The sequence below is a fragment of the Faecalicatena sp. genome, from assembly GCF_058819085.1.
Window position 1 is genome coordinate 64,736 of sequence record NZ_JBZUUL010000018.1, and the last position, 20,088, is coordinate 84,823.

At 44.7% G+C, this 20,088-nt stretch carries 17 protein-coding genes; 2 read left to right on the forward strand and 15 right to left on the reverse strand.

All coding sequences use genetic code 11. The features are described 5' to 3' along the window. Window positions 1-47: 47 nt before the first annotated feature. From AC4OGX_RS08510 to AC4OGX_RS08550, 9 genes are all read right to left on the reverse strand, one after another. Entirely contained in the window at window positions 48-353 is a 306-nt protein-coding gene (locus AC4OGX_RS08510) for a PTS sugar transporter subunit IIB (protein ID WP_493329795.1), read from the reverse strand. After that, window positions 353-661: a PTS sugar transporter subunit IIA gene (locus tag AC4OGX_RS08515; RefSeq protein ID WP_493329796.1), complete on the reverse strand. Its 309-nt coding sequence runs from the start codon at window positions 659-661 to the stop codon at window positions 353-355. Before AC4OGX_RS08515 ends, AC4OGX_RS08510 begins: the two co-directional genes overlap by 1 nt. A gap of 14 nt (window positions 662-675) precedes the next feature. Then, window positions 676-2,022, reverse strand: a complete 1,347-nt coding sequence (locus AC4OGX_RS08520; RefSeq protein ID WP_493329798.1) for a glycoside hydrolase family 1 protein — start codon at window positions 2,020-2,022, stop codon at window positions 676-678. 2 nt (window positions 2,023-2,024) lie between these two features. Beyond that, window positions 2,025-3,410, reverse strand: coding sequence for a PTS sugar transporter subunit IIC (locus AC4OGX_RS08525; protein WP_493329799.1), 1,386 nt, complete (start codon window positions 3,408-3,410; stop codon window positions 2,025-2,027). Continuing rightward, the gene (locus tag AC4OGX_RS08530; protein WP_493329800.1) at window positions 3,407-4,771 is read right to left on the reverse strand and encodes an alpha-L-fucosidase; all 1,365 of its coding nucleotides are present in this window, start codon (window positions 4,769-4,771) and stop codon (window positions 3,407-3,409) included. The genes AC4OGX_RS08525 and AC4OGX_RS08530 overlap by 4 nt, the downstream gene beginning before the upstream one ends. A 120-nt stretch (window positions 4,772-4,891) precedes the next feature. Further along, window positions 4,892-6,790: a BglG family transcription antiterminator gene (locus AC4OGX_RS08535; RefSeq protein WP_493329801.1), complete on the reverse strand. Its 1,899-nt coding sequence runs from the start codon at window positions 6,788-6,790 to the stop codon at window positions 4,892-4,894. Window positions 6,791-7,128: 338 nt separating this feature from the next. Then, entirely contained in the window at window positions 7,129-8,247 is a 1,119-nt protein-coding gene (locus AC4OGX_RS08540) for an ROK family transcriptional regulator (protein WP_493329802.1), read from the reverse strand. 129 nt (window positions 8,248-8,376) lie between these two features. Beyond that, window positions 8,377-9,426 (reverse strand): hypothetical protein, encoded by a 1,050-nt coding sequence (locus tag AC4OGX_RS08545; protein WP_493329803.1) that lies wholly within the window; start codon window positions 9,424-9,426, stop codon window positions 8,377-8,379. Next, the gene (locus AC4OGX_RS08550) at window positions 9,423-9,767 is read right to left on the reverse strand and encodes a PadR family transcriptional regulator (RefSeq protein WP_493329804.1); all 345 of its coding nucleotides are present in this window, start codon (window positions 9,765-9,767) and stop codon (window positions 9,423-9,425) included. The genes AC4OGX_RS08545 and AC4OGX_RS08550 overlap by 4 nt, the downstream gene beginning before the upstream one ends. A gap of 372 nt (window positions 9,768-10,139) precedes the next feature. On the opposite strand from AC4OGX_RS08550, the gene AC4OGX_RS08555 reads away from it, so the two are divergent. Both AC4OGX_RS08555 and AC4OGX_RS08560 read left to right on the forward strand, forming a co-directional pair. Further along, window positions 10,140-10,403: a CD3324 family protein gene (locus tag AC4OGX_RS08555; protein ID WP_493329806.1), complete on the forward strand. Its 264-nt coding sequence runs from the start codon at window positions 10,140-10,142 to the stop codon at window positions 10,401-10,403. Window positions 10,404-10,537: 134 nt separating this feature from the next. Beyond that, on the forward strand, window positions 10,538-11,257 hold the full coding sequence (locus tag AC4OGX_RS08560; RefSeq protein WP_493329808.1) for a C45 family peptidase: 720 nt from the start codon (window positions 10,538-10,540) through the stop codon (window positions 11,255-11,257). A 235-nt stretch (window positions 11,258-11,492) separates the two neighbouring features. Here AC4OGX_RS08560 and AC4OGX_RS08565 read toward each other — a convergent pair whose 3' ends face one another. From AC4OGX_RS08565 to AC4OGX_RS08590, 6 genes are read right to left on the reverse strand one after another with little or no spacing between them, the layout of a single operon-like run. Further along, window positions 11,493-13,052 (reverse strand): alpha-L-rhamnosidase-related protein, encoded by a 1,560-nt coding sequence (locus tag AC4OGX_RS08565; protein WP_493329810.1) that lies wholly within the window; start codon window positions 13,050-13,052, stop codon window positions 11,493-11,495. Between the two features lie 32 nt (window positions 13,053-13,084). After that, the gene (locus tag AC4OGX_RS08570) at window positions 13,085-15,379 is read right to left on the reverse strand and encodes a beta-glucosidase family protein (protein WP_493329812.1); all 2,295 of its coding nucleotides are present in this window, start codon (window positions 15,377-15,379) and stop codon (window positions 13,085-13,087) included. Between the two features lie 3 nt (window positions 15,380-15,382). Then, window positions 15,383-17,002 (reverse strand): DUF5597 domain-containing protein, encoded by a 1,620-nt coding sequence (locus AC4OGX_RS08575; protein ID WP_493329813.1) that lies wholly within the window; start codon window positions 17,000-17,002, stop codon window positions 15,383-15,385. Then, window positions 16,983-18,371, reverse strand: a complete 1,389-nt coding sequence (locus tag AC4OGX_RS08580) for a GH1 family beta-glucosidase (protein WP_493329814.1) — start codon at window positions 18,369-18,371, stop codon at window positions 16,983-16,985. Before AC4OGX_RS08580 ends, AC4OGX_RS08575 begins: the two co-directional genes overlap by 20 nt. Before the next feature lie 6 nt (window positions 18,372-18,377). Then, window positions 18,378-19,205 carry a carbohydrate ABC transporter permease gene (locus AC4OGX_RS08585; protein ID WP_493329816.1) on the reverse strand — a complete coding sequence of 276 codons (828 nt, stop codon included), beginning with the start codon at window positions 19,203-19,205 and terminating at the stop codon, window positions 18,378-18,380. Next, window positions 19,205-20,053 (reverse strand): carbohydrate ABC transporter permease, encoded by an 849-nt coding sequence (locus tag AC4OGX_RS08590; RefSeq protein ID WP_493329818.1) that lies wholly within the window; start codon window positions 20,051-20,053, stop codon window positions 19,205-19,207. The genes AC4OGX_RS08585 and AC4OGX_RS08590 overlap by 1 nt, the downstream gene beginning before the upstream one ends. Window positions 20,054-20,088: the final 35 nt, after the last annotated feature.

The window sequence follows — 20,088 nt, forward strand, 5'->3', positions numbered from 1 at the left end:
CAAGGGGGCTTATGATAGATAATACCGACACGAAAACATTTCTTTAATTATCTGCCTTCTATCAGCTCTTTGGCCTTCTGTACCACAGCTTCCCCATTCATTCTTCCATAATCCTTCATATCAATTACAGCTACAGGCACATCTCCTGCGATTTTGCAGATATTCTCCTTCTCAAAACGGATCTGTGGTCCTAAAAGTATACAGTCAGCATTTGGCACGATACTTTCTGCCATAGGTATGCCTACTGCCTGGATCGTACACTCGAATCCATCCTTTAAAGCCGCCTTTTTCATCTTTTCAACCATCATGCTCGTCGATAATCCTGCTGCACAAATCAAATATATATTTTTCATTACTTTTGCCTCCTGTATAATTCTATTATCTCTTTTGAAAGGTCTACGAACGTTATACTATTCATCAAATGATCCTGAGCGTGGATCAGAAGCATACTAAACTGAGTTTGTTCTCCATTTGCCTCCTGCACCAATAGTTCTGTCTGTGCATTATGCGCCTTTAATTGTAATTGTTTTGCTTCATTTAGCTTTTCCTCCGCTGCATCCAATTGTCCCTTTTTAGCTAACTGGATCGATTCAAAGGCCAGAGATTTTGCCTCACCTGAGTTTACGATTATATTTAATAAATTTTCTTCATTGTTTTCCATTACTGTATACGCTCCTATTCATCACCCTCTAATATAAACCTTTTATACCAGAATCCACTTTTCTTGATGCTTCGTTTTAATGTATTATAATTTACTCCTATTAAGCCATATCTCTTCTGGTAGCCGTTTGTCCAGGAAAGCAGATCAATGGCTGACCAGACATAATAAGCAGAGATATCATAGCCCTCGCCACAGAGCTGTTCGATAATCTTAATATGCTGACGCATATACGAGATCCTTTCATCATCCTGGAACTGCCCTGATTCGTCGACCTGATCGTCAAAACCAATCCCATTTTCTGCTATGATAATCTCGATCTTTCCATAATCATTATAGATTCGTTCCAGTAGATTTGCAACTCCCTCAGGATAAATTTCCCAACCCCACTTTGTGTATTTTCCATCCGGTACTCTGACAAAAGAGTAATTTTCTTCTATGTTTTTACTGGTTAGGTCCTTCGCCTCAACAACCCTGCGCATATAATAGTTCACACCAAGATAATCTCCTGTGTTTTCTTCCATCAGACGGTAATCAGATTCCCGGAGCTTAGGTGAATCAAATGTTTTCTGGCAGTATTCCAGCATCTTCTCAGGATAATGTCCTGTCAATGCAGGGCTTAAATACCAGTCTGACAGGAAATCATATGCAATCTCTCTTGCTTTCAGATTATCCGGCGTCTCTTTAAGAACGTCAACTGGCATCGGATTGAGGACGATTCCTATCTTCCCCTCCATTCCCATTTCCCTAAACAGTTTTATCGCTGACGCACTTGCCAGATTATAGTGGTGTGATACCTGCAGTGCATGTGCATAATTCTTTTCCTGTGGCGGATGAGTTCCCTGAATATATCCTTCTATCACTTCGGAAGCAGGCTCGTTAATCGTGCCCCAAATCCGCACCCTCCCCCGGAAATGTTCAAACAGTATCCTGCAGTATTGAAGATAATCATCAATCACCTCTGGATTCAGCCACCCGCCTTTTTTCAAAAGCGGAAGCGGCAGATCCCAATGATATATGGTCAGATACGGTTCTATTCCATAGCCGTTCAGTGTATCCACAATAAAATCATAAAATTCCAGCCCTTTCGGGTTTATCTCTCCTGTTCCCTTAGGAAGGATTCTGGACCACGAAACAGAGAATCTATATGTTTGGAGACCAATCTCATGCATTAGTTTTAAGTCCTCTGCAACATGGTGATAATGGTCTACTGCAACAGAGCCATCGTATCCCAGGGCATTGATTTCATAATATTCGTCCCAAGAATTTTTCCCTTTGCCATCGCAAAATGCCGCACCTTCTACCTGATAGGCAGCTGTTGCTGCCCCCCATAATATATGTCTGTGAATTTCTTCCTTTGTCATATTTATGCATCTGCCTCCATCTCTTCTTTTTCCTCAAGGATCAGCTGTTTCTCATAAGATTTAAAGAATGGGAACCAGATAATAAGGTCAACTATAATTAATAGAAGTACCCATATGAATGCCTTAAAATCCATTGTTGAAATGGCCGCACCGATGGGGGCTGGCGTAGTCCACGGAACATATGTGAAAGTTTTTCCTATGATATCCACATACATAATCAGATAGGTCAGCAGCCCATTCACAGTCTGAGCCAAAATAAACGGGATAGCCAATGTAGGATTCAGAACAATTGGGGTTCCAAAGATCAGCGGCTCATTAATATTAAAGATCGACGGCACAATTGCAAGCCTTCCCAGTGTCTTTAGCTGTTTTGACCTACTTCTGAGCATCAGAATATTCAAACCGATCGTTGCACCTGCACCTCCCAGTATCATAAAAAATGCCCTGAATGGCTCAGTATAGATATACTCTGGTGAAAGCCCCTGAGTAACAAGTGCTGCATTAGCAGTCAGGTTCCCTAACTCGAAGGCACCTACGACCCCGCTGACGATCGATGAACCATGTAGACCTACTATCCACAATACCTGCGTAACAACGGAAATTAAAATGATTCCAAACGGTGAGTCCACTGCAACTACCAGTGGTTTAAATATTGATTTGATCAATTCCGGGATCAGAAGCCCTCCGCTCATGTTTTGTATCAAAAGACTGATAAGAAAAATCCCTACGGCATTTACGATCAGTGGAATGATTGATGCAAAAGATGCTTTTACCGGCGCTGGAACCGCATCCGGCATTTTAATAAACATTCCTCTTTCATGCATGATCCTGGTCACTTCTGTCGTAAGCAGGCCCAGAATGATTGCTGTAAATATCCCTTCTGCCCCGAGAAAACCTGTAGGTATTAGCACTGACTGATCCGCAAGAATCTGTTCCCCTGTCATCTTGGCCGTTATTCCTGAAGACATTACACCTAAATCGGAAGGTGCAGAGGTGATCATGAAGCATACCGCCGAAACAATCATACTTCCCACTGGATCCATTTTATAGGATTTAGCAAGTGAATGTGCGATCGCCAGACATATAAACATAGCCATCAGCCCCATGGATGCACGGTAGAGCAATTCAATCTGCATTCCATTTGCTATCGCCCATTTTTTCCATGCAATCAAAAATTGGAACAGAATATTTGTAGGTTTCATAGTATCCAGGTTTACCGGAGGTGATGTTACTATCAAGGTCATGCCTCCCAGAAGTGCCAGCGGCGTCGCCGCAACCATTCCGTCCCTGACAGCCTTTAGATGCCTCTGCTGGGATACTTTATTTCCCAGTGGAATCAGCTTTGAGTCTAAAAACTCCTCAAATCTACTTACTTTTGCAGTACTCATTTCTTTTCCTCCTCTTTTCCGTTTACATTCCCTGTAATTTTAACAACAATCGTACCAAATCTCTCGAGAGATCGGTAAAGTCCCTCCTGATTGTCTACCTTGATGCACATCCTCCCGCTTTCAGACTGGTATGTACAGTGATCTTGTATCCCGAGAATACTGATACTTTCTATTTCGCCCTTCGGCAATGTTAGACAAAGCTCTCCTGTTTCTGCTCTATTGAGAAAAACATATCTATTTCTTTCTCTGAAAGTTGATGGGTAATCATTTTCCTCTGACAGATACGGTTTGGTATTATAAATCGCTTCCCCACAGACTGCCAGCCAGGTTCCGATTTCTTTGAGTCGTTCCACCTCATGAATAGGGATTGTTCCATCAGACATTGGCCCAATATTCAGTAATAGATTTCCTCCTTTGCTCACCACACGGACCAATTCCCTAATCAATTCTTTGGAGGTACAGTAGTCCTCCAATCTTTCAGCCCGGTTATACCCGTAAGATTTTCCTACTCCTCTGCTTTCTTCAAAAGGATGATCGTCAACCTGTTTATCCTGGTATTCTGTGGAATAATAGTCCCCATGATGTCCAGGCATTTCTTTATAGAACCGGTCATTTACAACCACTTTATCTTTTACAGGGGATTCTTTATAAAGCCAGCTCAAAAACGGGCGAACCTGGCTTTCCTCTTCAGTCAGATCCCATTCACCGCCATCAGCATAAATCACTGCCGGTTCATATTTCATAACAAGCTCCCTTAGCTGCGGTTTCAGTATCTCTTTTAGATATGTTTCTTTAGACAGCCCGTATTTCTTCACATCCTTTTCTGGAATAAAATATCCACCGTTGCATCGATGGGACGGAACACTCTCCCAGTCAATGATGGAATAGTATATTCCAAACTCAAGTCCCTTTTTCACAACTGCGTCTCTCAACTCTCCGGTCACATCCCTCCCCGGTCCTGTTTCGATCGAATTCCATTGGGTTTTGTGTGGATTTTCCGTGGACCACATGCAATATCCGTCATGATGTTTGGTCGTAAGAACCACATATTTTGCTCCACTATCCCGAATCAACTCAGCCAGATAATCCGGGTCGAATAACTCTGCACGGAACCATTTAGCAAAATCTCTGTACTCCGTCTGTTCTCCATACATATTACAATGGTAATTATCCCCCTGATTTTTATGATTGCCATATACAGAAGCATAATACCATTCGGCATAGGAGCCAAATTGTTCATCATTCACAGAGCGATATGCCGGTACGCTGTATGGTCCCCAATGTATAAATACACCGAACTTAGCGTTTTGAAACCATTCCGGTATTTTCCTTTGATCCAGAACCTCCCAAGATTCCGTCATAAATATTTCCTCCTTTTGTATAATTTGTTGTTGATTTCATCTTATCATATACAATTTTTATCTCCAGACATAAAAAATCCACATTCAATCTGGTAAATTTGAATGTGGATTTATCTACTTTTACTTAATCTGTCTCAGAAAGGCATCCAGGTTCTTTTCCTTTATGAACCCTTGAATAATATCTTTATCCATTAACAGCCTCATGACCTCCTGATAAAACCGCTGTAAGTTCCGATCTTCACGGCTGCCGATAGAAATCAAAAATACAACCTGTACCTGATTGCGCCCCCAAAAAACGGGTTCTCTAAGAATACCTGCTATGACAGCTGTTTCAGTGCCCATAGCCTTATATGGATGGGGAATTGCCACTAAATTTCCATAATCCGTAGATGAAAGCTGTTCTCTATACAATACGGATTCCTCAAATGCTGTCGGAAGCTTTAGAACTTCTCCCGCTCTTTTGCACATTTCCTGGATGACCTGCTCCTTTGTGTTACCGGGAATATCCGGATAGAACAGCTCATCCGAAAAATAAGTTTTTAAAAAGCCGTTATTTCCTTTTTCCAAAATTTTTCTGACATGAATGATATCCTCTCCATTGAGAAACAAGCTCACCTCATAGACTGGTACCGGTACCGGAACATCGATCGGCACAGTAGTAAAAACATAATCTATGTCTCCAAAGTCTATCTGATTTAACTCAAATAGATTACATATCTTAATCTGGTCAATATATTCTCCAAATTCCTGCCTGTATTTATAAGTCAACAGTCTGGAACTTCCTTTGCCTGAACTACATACGATCAGAATATTACTTGGTTCCACAACCGGCTTCTGTTTTTCAAGCCCCAGAGCAAAGATAAGTGCGAGGTATCCTATCTCTCCATCTGGAATCTCTCTGCCATAAAACTCCTGTAAGATAACGGCTGCACGCTCTGCAATTGTGTATGCTAAGGGATAATTTTTCTGTATATCCTCCAGCAGCGGATTTACCAGGGGAATGTTATATTTTAACCGGATGTCCAATGGTACCATATGCTGGTTCAAAAGCATGATCAGATCGAAATTGCCTCGCATATCTAAATTGAATTCCTCAAATGTAATCTCCATCATCTGTGACACCAGACTGTTGAGCTCCTCTTTGTACACCAGATTCCCTTCCCCATTATTCCCGATAATTCGTTTTCCTGCAAGTTGGATAGCCAGATATTCTTTCTCATTATCCGGTAACTCCATTGAATAGCACTGCCGGATCCGCTCCTCCAGATGTTCTATAAAAGCCATGTTAGAACCATCGATCTGTACCTGGCATTCACTTTGGAAACAAACCGCTCTCCCCTGTTTTATCCTTCTTATCGTGATGTAGATATATTTTACAAAATTATAAAATGCCGTCTCGGGAATAGAAATCTGCCGTTCTTTTATCAGTTCTGCCACAATTCGTGCCAGCTGTTCCATTTCCCGATTTTGTGAATCGCGAAATACCTCTATATTACTTTTCTGCTCCATAAGCAGATCAACAAGACAGGCTCTTATATTTGATTCCTCTCCAACCGCTAATATCCCATATCCGGGCCTTCTGGCTATATGGATCCCGTACTGTTCCAAAATACGTTCTGTATTCTTTAATGCAGTCTTAACCACTCCATCCGATACATAAAGCTGTTCCGCTAGTTCTGAGATCGTCACATAATCATCCCTATCCAGCAGACAGAGCAAGAGAAAATTAACGCGCTCTCCCGGTGTTATCGGAATATTCTTCTCCCTCTCCCCCTCAAGCAGACGGCAAAGGGTGGCAATATCTCCTCCCTGTTCCGAGACCAGCCTGAATCCAAAGCGCGGTTTTGACTCTACAAACGTCCTATTGCCTGGAATCCTTTTTAATGCCTCATTTAGTTCCTTTATTCGTTTACGCACTGTTTTACTGCTGCATCCGGCTTTATCCGCAAGTTCAGATGCTGTTACATACTCACTTCCCAACAGAATATCCAGAAGCAGCATGGCATCTTTAGTTATCATTTTTTCTTAATCCTCTTATTCATCTTTTTCATTGAGAAACAGCCATTTTCGTTCATAGACAGCCTTATAGATAGTAACATATTGCCATCATTTAAAGGTCAATTCTCCCAATATATTTTCCATCATCACTCTAATATTCAATCTTGTCAACCAGTTTAACAATATTATTTGATGATTTTTCACGTATCAATACATAATTTTCCAATCTGAAATCTCCTATCATACTGACCTAAGTATCTCTATCCAAATTATATGACAGCATACCTTTTTTCAAAAAAACACCTTCTTTTGCAAGAAAGTGTCTTTTTCTATTCCGTTATTATATTGATGGCATTCCTCTATTCCAATGATTCAAAATATTTCTCAATAAAACTCATCGCGATTCCCACAGCCGATACTTCTTTTTTAAAACTGCAGGTCTTCAGATAGGTTGTATCATTTTCGAACCCATTATACTTTATTACCTTTTTATTTAATTCCGGCATATATTTTCCCATATATCCGCCGACATATCCGCCGAGAATGACATCACAGTCGTACGCCATGCGCAGGTTCGTCACCGTGATTGCCAGGTATTCCAGATATTCCTCCCATACCCTGCTTATCTCCTCATCCCCTTCGTCCAGCTTTTCAAAAAACTGCTCCAGGCTTCCTTTGGTCTTTTCCGCCAGCACCAGAGCTGAACAGTAGGCATCCACACAGCCCTTCTTCCCGCAGTAGCATGTGCGGCCGCCCGGAACGATCACCATATGCCCGAATTCAGAACTCCGGTAATCATCTCCCTCATAGATCCCGTTGTGGATATAAAAGGAACCTCCTACGGAATTACTTAAGGACAGATATACCGCATTCTTTTCCAGCCTGTACATTTCGGCCATAGCCGCGCTGTTGGCATCATTCTCATAGCAGACCTCATGCTCAAAAAGGCTGCTTAAGTTACGCAGACTTAAGTTCTGCACCTTCAAAATATGCGAGATGATCAGAGTCTCATTCTGCTTATCAATAATCCCCGGAAATGAGATCCCCACACCAAGTATCTGATCCTCTGCGATCCCTGATTTCTTCACAAATTCCCGGAAATGCCGGTACACTGCCTCATTATATTCCAGGGAATTCTCAAACTTCTCCCGAACCCTTATCTTATCCACCAGCTCCCCTGTCAGGTCAATCATCACATAACTGATGTGATTGCTCGTGATATCGATCCCTGCGGCATACTTCAACCCCGCATTCACACAAAGGGCCTTGGCTTTACGTCCTCCCGTGGATTCATACTCCCCACGCTCAACGATGATCCCCCGCTCCAGAAGCTCCTTCACGTTCTGCAGTACAGTCGGCATACTTAATCCCAGAGTTGCAGCGATCTCTGGTTTTGACGTCATCCGCTGATGCAAGATAAACTTCGCCACCTTGATTAGATTCATTCTTTTCTTATCAACATTGCTGAGGGTTTTCATACTTTTAATTCCTTTCCGGTATACTTGTTCTATAAATCGTTTTATAAAAGTATATTACCCCTTTTCGGTAGGATTTGCAAGGGGGTCAGACCCCTTTGCAGTCCATTGACAGAACATTCTGTCTTCTCATTAATTCCGCCCACGAACATCCGTCCCATACCGCATTGTTTTGTATACTGTGGTTGCAATTTCCAATATTGATGCAAATACGATGATTGCCAGGACAATATTGGATAGGGAATCTCCCTGTAACCCTACAATCTGCTTATTCTCCCAGAATACTTTCAGTTTGAAGCTGTCGTCGAACTGTTCTGCGATCTCTTTTGCAAAGTTTTGATTCCAGAATGGCATTACTTTTAGGATGATAAAGGAGAATATGATTCCTAATATATTGGTGATAATGCTGCTCACCATGACGATACGGCAGTAACAGCCTGACACCAGGCGGATGATCTCGTCTGCAAACCCTGCAGCCATTCCCATCAGAAATACGGGAAGTATAAACTGCCACCTTGCCATATTAAATATCGGCACATACAGCACCTCTCCATCCTTCACGGAATATGCACCAAACAGCTGAGGAGCAAAGATCAGCAGGCAGCTGAAAAGGATGAGGAACACGATCGAGACAATACAGTCTCCTCTGCTGATCCTGGCCTTCTTATCCGGGATCGGATTCAGCATTTCCGGCCTCCAGACCTTTTCTCTCTTTAAATCAACTCTGATCTTTTGTCGCTCCAGAATCACAAAAACCAGTGCCACACATCCGAAGGCACTTACCGGGGCCATTATTATATTCCCCAGGAAAGAAGCCATCGTCTCCACCATTCCGGAAGTGTCTACGATACATTTCACTATGGTTGAGACCAGAAGCCCGCCCCATGTACAGATCAGGACAATCTTCATCACCCACATAAAGTTGTCATAGTATTCAGGACCAATGATATAATTCTTATCTTCCCTGTACTTTCTGGCAAATACTGCCGGATCTCCCAGCTTTATAAATACCTGCTCCAACGACAGGTTCTCTGTCATATCATCGATCAGCTCACGCAGCTCCAGTTCAATCTCCGCTCTCTGTTCCTTTGGCACGCGCTTAGTCACTTCATATACATATCGGTTGATTAATTCGTGTTCCTTCTCCGGTATCCGGCTTATATCTTTCTCATTCCCTGTCATCTCAGCCCCTCCTTCAAAATCTGTTCCATATTCTTCGACATGATCTCCCACTGCTCCTTAAGTTCCCGGAAAATGTCATCACCCATGGATGTTCTCGTATAATACTTCCTTGGTTTAGATTCACCCACATCCCACTGGCTGCTTAGAAGCCCCTGCTTCTCAAGGCGCCGCAGGAGCGGGTATAATGTATTCGGATCGATCTCTACTCCCTTTTCTTCCAGGCTCTGTACAAGGGCATACCCGTACTTTGCCTCACCAAGCTGGCTGAGCACGCTTAAAATCAGGGTTCCCCTTCTTAACTCAGATACCAGATTGGTCATTAAATCCTTTTCTTCTCCCATTCTACTGCCTCCTTGTGTATTACATCATACTGTGTGTTACACACTATTGTCAATAATATATTATCATAATCTTCACAATATAAAAACCTTTCGGGGAGGGGCACTCATAAAACAGCATAGGAAAGTTTTCGGGAAACGGCGTAGCTGAAGTAGTTGATGCTACACTAGGAATATGCTACACTAAATCTGTACCAGTTTTTAGAATAGGACCAAAGGAAAGAAGTGATTTCTATGTGCATTTGCACTCAAAAAAGAAACAAAGGTTTACTCCATGCAAAGCCAGTAGATTGCGACGATTGCATGGAGTAAGATAGTCGCAATATAAAAATACTGGCTTTGCAACTTGATTTTTCTATCAAGGAGGGAGCCTGTATGAAATATTTGAACGCACAAGCTATTCTTCCAGACGCATTAGTAAAAGAATTGCAGAATTATGTTCAAGGTGGATATATTTACGTTCCTGTTGAGCAGGAACAGCAAAAGCGTTGGGGAGAAGTTTCCGGCTACCGGCAAGAATTAGAGAAGCGTAATCAGCAGATGAGAGAGGAATACCAGAGTGGTATTTCTATGGTATGTTTGTCTGAAAAATACGGATTATCTTTATATGCCGTTCGGAAAATTATATATCACAAGTAATCGTAAGGGGGTGCCAAGTTGCAGCCCCTTATTTTTATACAAATTGGTTCGGTATCATACGGTGTATAGAATATCTGGTTCAATAGCTGTAATATAAAAGAAAAAATACAAAGATTTTTTGAAAGGTCATTATTATGTGTACGAGATTTGTTTATCACGGAAATGATATTATTACAGGGTTTAATTTTGACATTGACCTCACCGTATGGAAGCACAGAGTGATTGAAGAAAAGGAACGTTTCTATATTGGAATTTTGCGTCCAGACCGAATTTATCACTCTTATCATGGCGTTAATCAAAACGGAAATGTTGGAACGTTACTATATGTGCATGGCAATCCTGACGGAGCATTTAGGGACAACCCAGACTGCATGACGATCGCAGATTTGACAGAACAATTTATCAAGGCGCAGATTTCCTTCGATGATGCGCTTCGGATCGTAAAAACAAAGAAGATTACATATGCGCTGGATGCCACCATGCAGGCTATGCTGTCGGATGCTCATGGACGAGTATTGGTAATCGAGCCGGGGATTGGTTATCGGGAAGAACATAGAGAATATTCTTTGATAACGAATTATTCTTTGCTGAAACCGGAAAGCACAAAGAACTATATTGTGCCGGGTGATGACAGATACGAAAGAGCTTTGCCGTTATTGGATCACTTCGAAAACGATTTCTCGGTTTCAGACGCATTTACATTTCTTCATGCTATCCGGCAGGAGGGGGCATGGGCTACCAGAGTTTCTTTTGTTTACTCCGTAAAAGAACATTCGGTGTATTATGTGGAAAATAATCAATTTGAACATATCAAAAAGTTTGTATTTCCGTTAGCAGGAAAGGAGAAATTATGACCGAGAAAATTTATCCACATTCTGAAGATAAAGAAACAGTTTATCTGAAAAATACTATTTCTAATCCTAATATCATAATTGGTAAAAAGAAAGACCCCATACCATTTTGATATGTGGCCTTTTATGCCCCCTGTATGGCAGCTACCCTGTTTCAGTTTTTTGGTTGATACTGTTTTATGCGTGGCCCCCTTTCGGAAACCTTCTCTGCTTATTTTACTGCTACTTCCTTGAAACACTAAAAATATACTCTCAACAGATAAGCAGGCGTACAACTCCACGCATGACAATAGCTGTTCACACAATCAGAACCATAAGGGCTTTCGGATTCATTTTCCGGGTTATACAGTTCCCAGAATGTATCAGCACCTGCATGGATCATACCGCCCCAGTATGATTTCATATGTTCTGCCGCCTTTTCCTCCTGCGCAGAATTTATCAGAGCCATCAAGTAAAAATGATGCATATAAGGTGTTACCATCGCAATTCTACTTTGTTCCCCACGATCCAGTACTTCCCTTGCCTCAGAACCTTTGACCACTCCCGCCAGCACCATCCAGACCTGGCTTGCCAGCGAGATCTGATGTTCCTTTCCACTGGTAAAAGCCCGAAGTTTCTCATCCCAGAATGCATCTCTTGCTGCACTGGACAGTTTTTCTTTTGCCCTGAAGCACTGCTCTTCTCCTGCCACGTCTCCTAAAAGCCTGCACAATTCTTCTGCATACCCAAGCGCGTAGATAATCACCGCCTGCATACAGCACTGCTTATCCAGTTCCTCATTCCAGTCGATAAAGCAGTAATAAGTACCATGAGCACATGCTGCACCTTCCTCACACACACCCCCTGTTTCATCTACATACTTCATCGCAATCTCAAGCTGATGCAGTGCGATAGACGCTAATTCTGTCAGAGTCTCCCGATCCCCGGTATTCTGGTAGTATTCCACGAGCGCCGGGATAAAGAACAGGGCATAATCCAGAAGAAATGTATCATCCATAAGAGGCTGCGGTTTTTCAAACACGCACGCAGGAATCATTCCCTCCTGATTTGGCATCCCTGCAAACAAATACAGACATCGTTTTACCAGATCCTGATTCTGAAAGGTCTGATAATTCGCCAAAGCCTGCAGCCTCAGATCTCCCAGCCAAAGCCGACGGTCCCTCTTCGGTCCGTCTTCAAAGACCGTCTGCATACAGTTAGCCAATGTACGCAGTGATGCTCTATCGATAGCCTTAAGCAGAGAATCGTTTGTCCTGATCACTTCCGCCTGCTCTTCCTTAACGGAAGAAACACATTCCCTCTCCACCTGTTCCAGTGAGATCCGAAACTTCTGAGAAGTATCTAATACTGTCACCATCACATAGCGGAAGGCATACCTTCTCTCCATCTTCACCAGCTTTGGCAGCTCATCCAGATGCAGCCATTCCTCCTGAATCCACCCCTTGCTGATCCATCCCTGATAGTCAGCACAGTCCTCATAAAGTTCCTTTTCAATCTCACAGAATTTCACATGCAGAAATGCTGGTGCATCCTGCGGGCTGCCAGTGCTTCTACACAAAAAGCGGAAGTATGCGGCATGATTATGACCGAAATCGAAAATAATCCTCTCCCCTTTCCCATAACTATGAACTTGCCCATTCTCCATATCTACAGGAAACTTTTTTCCTTCTTTGTAATCATAGCAGTTTACAATTTGTTCTTTTATATGATACAATTTTGGAATCAATCCCTCTGCTTTCTGTATAAATTTATCGTTTTTCACCATGACAGCCTGTTCCACAGCCCAATTCGTTGCCATACTTTTTCCTCCTGCCCGCTATTGATAACCACTTAATTTTTATTAATTTCCCTGATCATCCGTTCAATATCACAATCCATAAGTGTACTGTCCACCCTCTTAAGTGTGTTGAACGTCATCAGAGATCCCATCGAGACTGCCCGCAGGGGATCTTCGTCCTTAGTCATTTCCAGGAATCCCAGAGAGACTGGATGTCCGGCAAATGCCCGTTCCAGCTTTTCATACATTCCCGGTATCCTGAGCATATCCCCAATACTGCTGTCCGGCGTAATCTGCCCTGCTTTACGGATCTCTACCGGCTCTGTGAGTCTGATATCCTGTATGGAACCACCCACGGTCACTTCATATACGCCGCCATCTCTTTCCCAGTCATGACTGTTCACATCGTAATGCATAAAGGCCTTTTCATCAAGCCGGATGACAATCTCCTTTTCCTCTCCCTGAAGTAGAAAAACCTTTTCAAATCCTGCCAGTTTTTTGGGACTGATGCCCTCAGAAGGAGTTTTCTTCTGCACATACACCTGCACGGTCTCTTTTCCTTCTCTATCGCCTATATTCTTCAATCGAAGCCTGACCCTCTTTGAATCTGTATCTGTCAGAGGAAGGGCCTCTTCCTTTTCACAAGTGGATTCATAAGCAAATTCTGTATAAGACAGCCCGTGTCCAAACGGAAATGCCACCTCTTTATTCAGCGCGTCATAATGCTTATATCCAACGAAACGTCCCTCGCCATACACCACCTTCTTACGGTCACCCGGAAAATATAAGTAGCTTGGATTATCCTCAAGGCGGATCGGGAATGTCTCCGCAAGCCTGCCGGAAGGATTTACCTCTCCAAACAGAATCCTGGCCGCCGCAGATGCTCCTGCCCCGCCGCCCAGATAACATTCCAGGATAGCCGAGACCCGGTCTTTCCATGGCATTTCCACGACAGAGCCATTGGCAAGAACCACGATGACCGGACAGCCGGTCTGTACAAGCCTTTCGATCAGCTGATTTTGTTCCCCCGGAAGCTCAATGGAACTGCGGTCATATCCTTCTGACTCGACCAGATCCGGGACTCCTGCGAACACGAGCACCTTATCATATAAAGGAGCTGCATCCAGAACCTCCTGCACCTGGCACTCCCTGTCAGACACGCACTCTGCCCCCTTATCTGCCCCAATCCGGTAACCAGGCAGATAATCCACCACATCTCCCAGCTTTCTCATTTCATCCAGTGGTTTTTCCAGCTTCCAGGGATTCACATGGGAACTGCCCCCTCCCTGGAACCGCGGATGAACCGCCAGTTCTCCCACCAGCAGGATGCGTTCCTTCTGTTCAAGTGGAAGCACTTTTCTTCCGTTTCTGCTCTCATTTTTCAGAAGCACCATACTCTCTTCCGCCAGCTTTCCGGCAAAAGCATGATGTTCTTTCCTGTCATACTGATATCCCGGTGTCCGGCATTCTTTGGCATCCAATGCAAAGGCGATGTTGCGAAGGATTGCAGCATCCAATTCTCCCTCCGTGATTTCACCCGATTCCAAAAGCTCTTCCACCCGCTCTGTGATCCGCTCCTCAGATTCTCCCGGCATCTGCAGAGTCAGTCCGTGACGGATCGAATTTCCCAGATCGTGTGCCGCATAGCAATCCGTTACCACCACGCCCTCATATCCCCACTTCTTCCTAAGAAGGTCAAGCAGCACTAAATTACTGGCACAATATTCTCCATTTACCTGGTTGTAAGCTGTCATGACCATCTTCGGCTTTCCCTCTTTTACCGGCTCCTCGAATGCCGAAAGATAAATCTCGTGCAGTGTCTCCTCGTCGACCTGTACATCAATATTCATCCGCCGTGTTTCCTGGTTATTGACAGCAAAATGTTTCAGACATGCACCCACACCTTCTTCTTGAATACCTTTAATAAATTCCGTGGCAAGTTCTCCTGTCAGATAAGGATCCTCAGAATAATATTCAAAATTTCTTCCTCCCAGAGGGCTCCGCTTGATATTCACCGCCGGGGCAAGCATGGTATCTACTCCCTCCTGCCGTGCTTCTCTGCCCATATATCCACCCAGTTCGTGAATCAGTTCCCGGTTCCAGGAACAGGCATAAGTGCCGGGCGATGGATAACAGGTGCCAGGCTTTGTATTATAGATATCCTCATCAAAATACTCCTTAAGCCTCCTGATCCCAGCCGGACCGTCGGCCAGCAGAAACTTTTTAAGGTCGTCATGCAGCCTCGATATGTCTGTTGTTTCCCATATGATCTGAGATAACAGCATGGCTTTTTCCCGCACAGACAAGCTTTTTAGAATTTCCTCTGCTCTCTTTTTCTGCTCTTCCATTCTCTACTCCTCCCACATCATTTCAGGATTTAAACGCACCCGGACCACCTGCCCCGGGTGGATATATAACTGATAATTCGCCTCGTCTCCATTGCGTTTATACTCGCAGACCCATTCGTTTCCCTCGAAATGTCCCTCTTCAATGGACAGGAAATTCAGCTGGCCTGCAAGCTTTGACGCCAGATGAGCATAGGGTGTTTCATCTGACACTTCCGGCCTTCTGACAAAAGACAGGCAGACTCCGGTTCCTGCAGCATAAAATTCTCCATTTCCACAGTCTGCCAGCAGGCATCTCCCCCGCTGTGTCATACTATAGTCATTCTCCGGGACATTCAGATTCATGCGGGAGCCAAAGTAGTGCTGCGGCTTCGGATCATTGCTTATGAATCTGGCCGTCACATGATACTCCCGGGTCTTCACATACTGCCAGGATGAAAACTCTGCCTGTGTAACCGCGTGAACCCGCCCGGTCCCCCGGTATTTGATCAGAAGCGGCGCAAGAGAGGCAATCGCACGCATGGAAACCGCGGTGTGTACCGCCTCCGGCAGAAGCTTACCGTCGAAAATCCCGCTTTCTGCACCGAAACAACAGATCCCGATGGCACCGTAATCCGCCACAGCGATCATCATATTGCAGGCTGCACCGATGCCTCCGTTTAAAGACTCCGGGATAAAAAGTGGATTGTCCTTACGTGCATAAGCCTCACAGGCCTCCCGGTAATCCCTCTCCGCCGGAAGATAGATATCCGGTCCGAACAGGCGGATTCCCGGTGCCGTCAATTTCCAGATGTCTAAGACCCTGGAAACCGGGCCTCCTGAAATATAGCACAGTCCCGGTTCGCGAAACTCATTTATTTCTATAGAAACATTCATAATGTAAGGAATATCAAACTTTTCCTGTCCTGCTTCCACCATCTCCTGAATATAGCAGGCATGTTTCCAGGCACAAAACGCTTCCTGTGCATATCTTCCGAAGAGCTGTTTCCATGACAAAGCCTCCGCCTTCTTACACTCCTTTTCGCAAATCCCGCTGTCCGGGATCCTCACGTTTCTCAGATATTCAGGGACAGGCCTTCTGTATTCCGCCTCTGCCGCCGTCGAATAATCCCGGTCTGTATGAACGAGCCCAACCTCATTCTCTACCTGCACTGCGATCACGGTTCCCTCTTTATCATATTCAGCCAGGAATTCCATCACCCTGGCAAATGCCTTCTTATCCCGTTCCAGCGTCTCCCGGCAGTGAGGTGACAGAGATTCTACCGGAATCCCTGCCGAATCTCTGGCCCTTTTATAGATATCGCAATTCTGCTTGATATAGTCCGGCGCATAGGTAAACAAGCCGTTCTTGCTCGCCCCGAACCACAGCGGGATCAGATACAGTCCCGCCGCTTTCGCCTGGTCCACCAGATCTGCCGCCATGCTCATGTCATAACAGTCTTTTTCCTTTTCCACCTCGCACCAGTATATGGGGGCTTCTAACAGATTCCCGCCATGCAGCCGGACAGCCTCTATTGTCTGTCCGATCATATCCGTCCCGCCGGAAGAATTATGGCACTGAAGTCCGGTCAGAAACACAGGCTCCCCTTTCCGGTTTCTGAAAAAATCATTGTTCTGTCTTTCCATCTGTCTCTCCCTCTTCGTACTCAAACCCTTTCGCTTCGATCATCTTCGCATACCACTTTCCACTGTCCTTCATGACCCGCTCCTGGGTTAAAAAGTCCACATAATTCAGCCCGTATCTGGAATAGAATCCACTGTTCCACTCCCAGTTATCGAGAAGGGACCACACATAGTACCCCCGGACATCAAAGCCTTCTTCCATGGCCTTTGAGATCCAGTGCAGAAATCCCTTGATATAGCGGATCCGGTTTTCATCGTGGATACACCCGTCTGCGCCTGGCTTTTCCTCGTAAGCGGGAGTTCCGTTTTCGGTTACATACACAGGGATCTCAAGCTGATAATCCTCCTTTAACAGGTGAAGCGCATCATAGACCGCTTTTGGATAAAATTCCGCCCCGTTGTCCTGGAAGTTGCCGCCCGTCCGCTTTTGTTTTCTGTCTTCCTTAAGCAGCTGCTCATCTGCACAGTCTACCACCCGGTTATAGCAGTTCAGCCCGAAGAAATCGACAGGCTCATGTATCTTTTCAAAATCTCCGTCCTGTATGTCAGGCATACAGTGGTTTTCCTTCATATACTGAAGCAGCGCATCCGTATATCCGCCTTTGAAGATCGGATTGAGATAAGAGCGGAATGTCTTTTCATTCTCCAGTTCTGCCATCTTAATGTCAGCCTCGTTGTCCGCCCGGTAAGGATGGTGTTTCCAGATATCCACCACGATTCCGATCCTGCAGTCTTTGAGATTCTCCTCCCGGAATCTGCGCACCCCCTCCCCATGAGCCAAAAGCACATGGTGATTAGCCTGCCGCCCCTCTGCCTCGGATGTATGTCCCGGTGCAAAGATCCCTTGGGCATATCCAACGTAAGTGGCGATCGGCTCGTTGATTGTCGCCCACATGGGAATCCGGTCACCAAATTCCCGGAAGAGTGTTGACGCATATTCGCCGTACCACTCTGTCACATCCCGGTTCAGCCAGCCCCCCTTTTCCTCCAATGCCTGGGGAAGGTCCCAGTGGTAAAGTGTGGCATTCGGGATCATCTCATGCCGATACAATTCATCAATCATACGTTTATAGAAGTCAAGCCCTTTTGTATTCACCTTCCCATATCCTTCCGGGAAGATCCTGGACCAGGAAAAAGAGAACCGAAAGCTCTGTATATTCATCTTTTTTGCAAGAGCAATATCCTCCTGATACCTTCCATAGAAATCACACGCAGTCTCCGGGGTGCTATGATCTGCGATCATCCCGGGCCTTGCTGCAAATGCATCCCAGATGGAAGCGCCTCTTCCATCTGTAAATGCGGCCCCTTCAATCTGTGCGGCACTGGTTGCCACACCAAATAAAAAATCTTCTGGTAATATAATTTGTTTCATCGTAACCTATCCTTTCACTGCTCCTGCTGTCATGCCTGCTACCACCTGTTTCTGTAAGATCAAGAAAATAATCACGACCGGAATCATTGCAATGACTGCCGCCGCAAATGCGGTATTATAATCCGCTCCGTACGCCCCAAAGAAGACATACTGCTGCATGGGAATGGTCTTGATCGCTTCATCCTGCAGAAGCAGAATGGAAACATTAAATTCATTCCACACTGCCAAAAACTGCAGTGTTGCCACGGTTGCCAGGATCGGCTTTAACAGAGGGAAGATGATGGAAAAGAAGATCTTAAATCTTCCTGCACCTTCGATCTCTGCTGCTTCCTCCAGTTCCAGAGGGATTCCTCTGACAAATCCGATAATCATGACCGTGGAATAAGCGATTGCCAGCCCGGAGATCATAATGACTGCCCCAGTTCTTGTATTTAACATATTCAGGTTTTTATACATCCGGTAGACCGGAACCATGATCACCTGGAATGGCAGCATCATGGAACCGACCAGAAGCGTCTCATAAAAACGGTAAAATCTTTTCTTATACTGCCTTCCGATGGCATACGCCGCCGTGGAAGCTACCAGAAGGATAATGATCACGCTGCAGATGGTAATGATCAGACTGTTTTTCATGGAGAGCAGGATCTTGGCCTTCTCCATCGCTGTGGTAAAGTTCTCCCAGTGGATCATCTTCGGCAGTGACAGGATCCCCAGGGATGTCTCCTGTTTTGATTTGACGGACATCAGGATGCAGATCAAAAACGGAAAGAGGAAGATCACGGTCAAGACCGCCAGAATTATTTTTGAAAAAATACCAACCCGGTTCTCACTCATTATGCCTCAACCTCCTTACTTCTGAAAAATTTGGTCAATACCAGGCCGATGATCACGAGGAATGCCATGAATACAAGTGAAATCGCCTGTGCATAGCCCGCCCTGGAATATTTAAACATGTAATCGTAGATCAGAATTGCAACTGTCTGGGAGGAACCAGCAGGACCGCCGCCCGTCGCCGCCAGTACAGTACCGAATTCTCTTAAGGATGAGGTCAGTGTCAGCGTCACACAGATGGTAAAGGACGGCATCAGCATCGGAACCGTGACATTGAAGAACCGCTGTCTTCCGTTTGCCCCGTCGATCATAGCTGCCTCCTCATAATCCTTGGAGATACCCGTTATCCCTGCCATATAGATCATCACATTGGACCCTAAGTTGTTCCACAGTGATATGATAATGATTCCGATCAGAACGGTCTCACGCCTTCCCATCAGGGAGTTTCCAAGGATCGTGGAAAGCAGATTGGAATCTATGTATTTCCATACGAAGGAAGCGAGCACGGCGCTGATCGCCAGCGGAACAAAGAAGGAGGTCTTAAAGAAGGACTTTCCTCTCAGTTTCTTACTTAGATTCACTGCAAGAAACAATGCAAGCACGTTGTTCAGCGCGGTTACCCCTACGCCGTAGACCACTGTTGTTTTGATCGGCTGTACCACATTTTTATCCGACAGAAGCTTTACAAAGTTATCCAGCCCCACATAATCATAAGTTCTTGAGATTCCGTCCCAGTTTGTGAACGCCAGTGAGATTCCGGAAAGAAACGGATAGACCACACAGAAGATAAACAGGATCAGGGAAGGGATCAGAAAAACAAAATAGCTCATTTCTCTTTTCAATCGTTTCATAGCTGCCCTTTCTTTTTCAAATAAATAGCTGCCGC

What these genes read in the sequence shown, in the direction of transcription:
- AC4OGX_RS08510 (WP_493329795.1), bottom strand. Translation starts at nt 353, where the DNA reads ATGAAAAATATATATTTGATTTGTGCAGCAGGATTATCGACGAGCATG.
- AC4OGX_RS08515 (WP_493329796.1), bottom strand. Translation starts at nt 661, where the DNA reads ATGGAAAACAATGAAGAAAATTTATTAAATATAATCGTAAACTCAGGT.
- AC4OGX_RS08520 (WP_493329798.1), bottom strand. Translation starts at nt 2,022, where the DNA reads ATGACAAAGGAAGAAATTCACAGACATATATTATGGGGGGCAGCAACA.
- AC4OGX_RS08525 (WP_493329799.1), bottom strand. Translation starts at nt 3,410, where the DNA reads ATGAGTACTGCAAAAGTAAGTAGATTTGAGGAGTTTTTAGACTCAAAG.
- AC4OGX_RS08530 (WP_493329800.1), bottom strand. Translation starts at nt 4,771, where the DNA reads ATGACGGAATCTTGGGAGGTTCTGGATCAAAGGAAAATACCGGAATGG.
- AC4OGX_RS08535 (WP_493329801.1), bottom strand. Translation starts at nt 6,790, where the DNA reads ATGATAACTAAAGATGCCATGCTGCTTCTGGATATTCTGTTGGGAAGT.
- AC4OGX_RS08540 (WP_493329802.1), bottom strand. Translation starts at nt 8,247, where the DNA reads ATGAAAACCCTCAGCAATGTTGATAAGAAAAGAATGAATCTAATCAAG.
- AC4OGX_RS08545 (WP_493329803.1), bottom strand. Translation starts at nt 9,426, where the DNA reads ATGACAGGGAATGAGAAAGATATAAGCCGGATACCGGAGAAGGAACAC.
- AC4OGX_RS08550 (WP_493329804.1), bottom strand. Translation starts at nt 9,767, where the DNA reads ATGGGAGAAGAAAAGGATTTAATGACCAATCTGGTATCTGAGTTAAGA.
- AC4OGX_RS08555 (WP_493329806.1), top strand. Translation starts at nt 10,140, where the DNA reads ATGAAATATTTGAACGCACAAGCTATTCTTCCAGACGCATTAGTAAAA.
- AC4OGX_RS08560 (WP_493329808.1), top strand. Translation starts at nt 10,538, where the DNA reads ATGTGTACGAGATTTGTTTATCACGGAAATGATATTATTACAGGGTTT.
- AC4OGX_RS08565 (WP_493329810.1), bottom strand. Translation starts at nt 13,052, where the DNA reads ATGGCAACGAATTGGGCTGTGGAACAGGCTGTCATGGTGAAAAACGAT.
- AC4OGX_RS08570 (WP_493329812.1), bottom strand. Translation starts at nt 15,379, where the DNA reads ATGGAAGAGCAGAAAAAGAGAGCAGAGGAAATTCTAAAAAGCTTGTCT.
- AC4OGX_RS08575 (WP_493329813.1), bottom strand. Translation starts at nt 17,002, where the DNA reads ATGGAAAGACAGAACAATGATTTTTTCAGAAACCGGAAAGGGGAGCCT.
- AC4OGX_RS08580 (WP_493329814.1), bottom strand. Translation starts at nt 18,371, where the DNA reads ATGAAACAAATTATATTACCAGAAGATTTTTTATTTGGTGTGGCAACC.
- AC4OGX_RS08585 (WP_493329816.1), bottom strand. Translation starts at nt 19,205, where the DNA reads ATGAGTGAGAACCGGGTTGGTATTTTTTCAAAAATAATTCTGGCGGTC.
- AC4OGX_RS08590 (WP_493329818.1), bottom strand. Translation starts at nt 20,053, where the DNA reads ATGAAACGATTGAAAAGAGAAATGAGCTATTTTGTTTTTCTGATCCCT.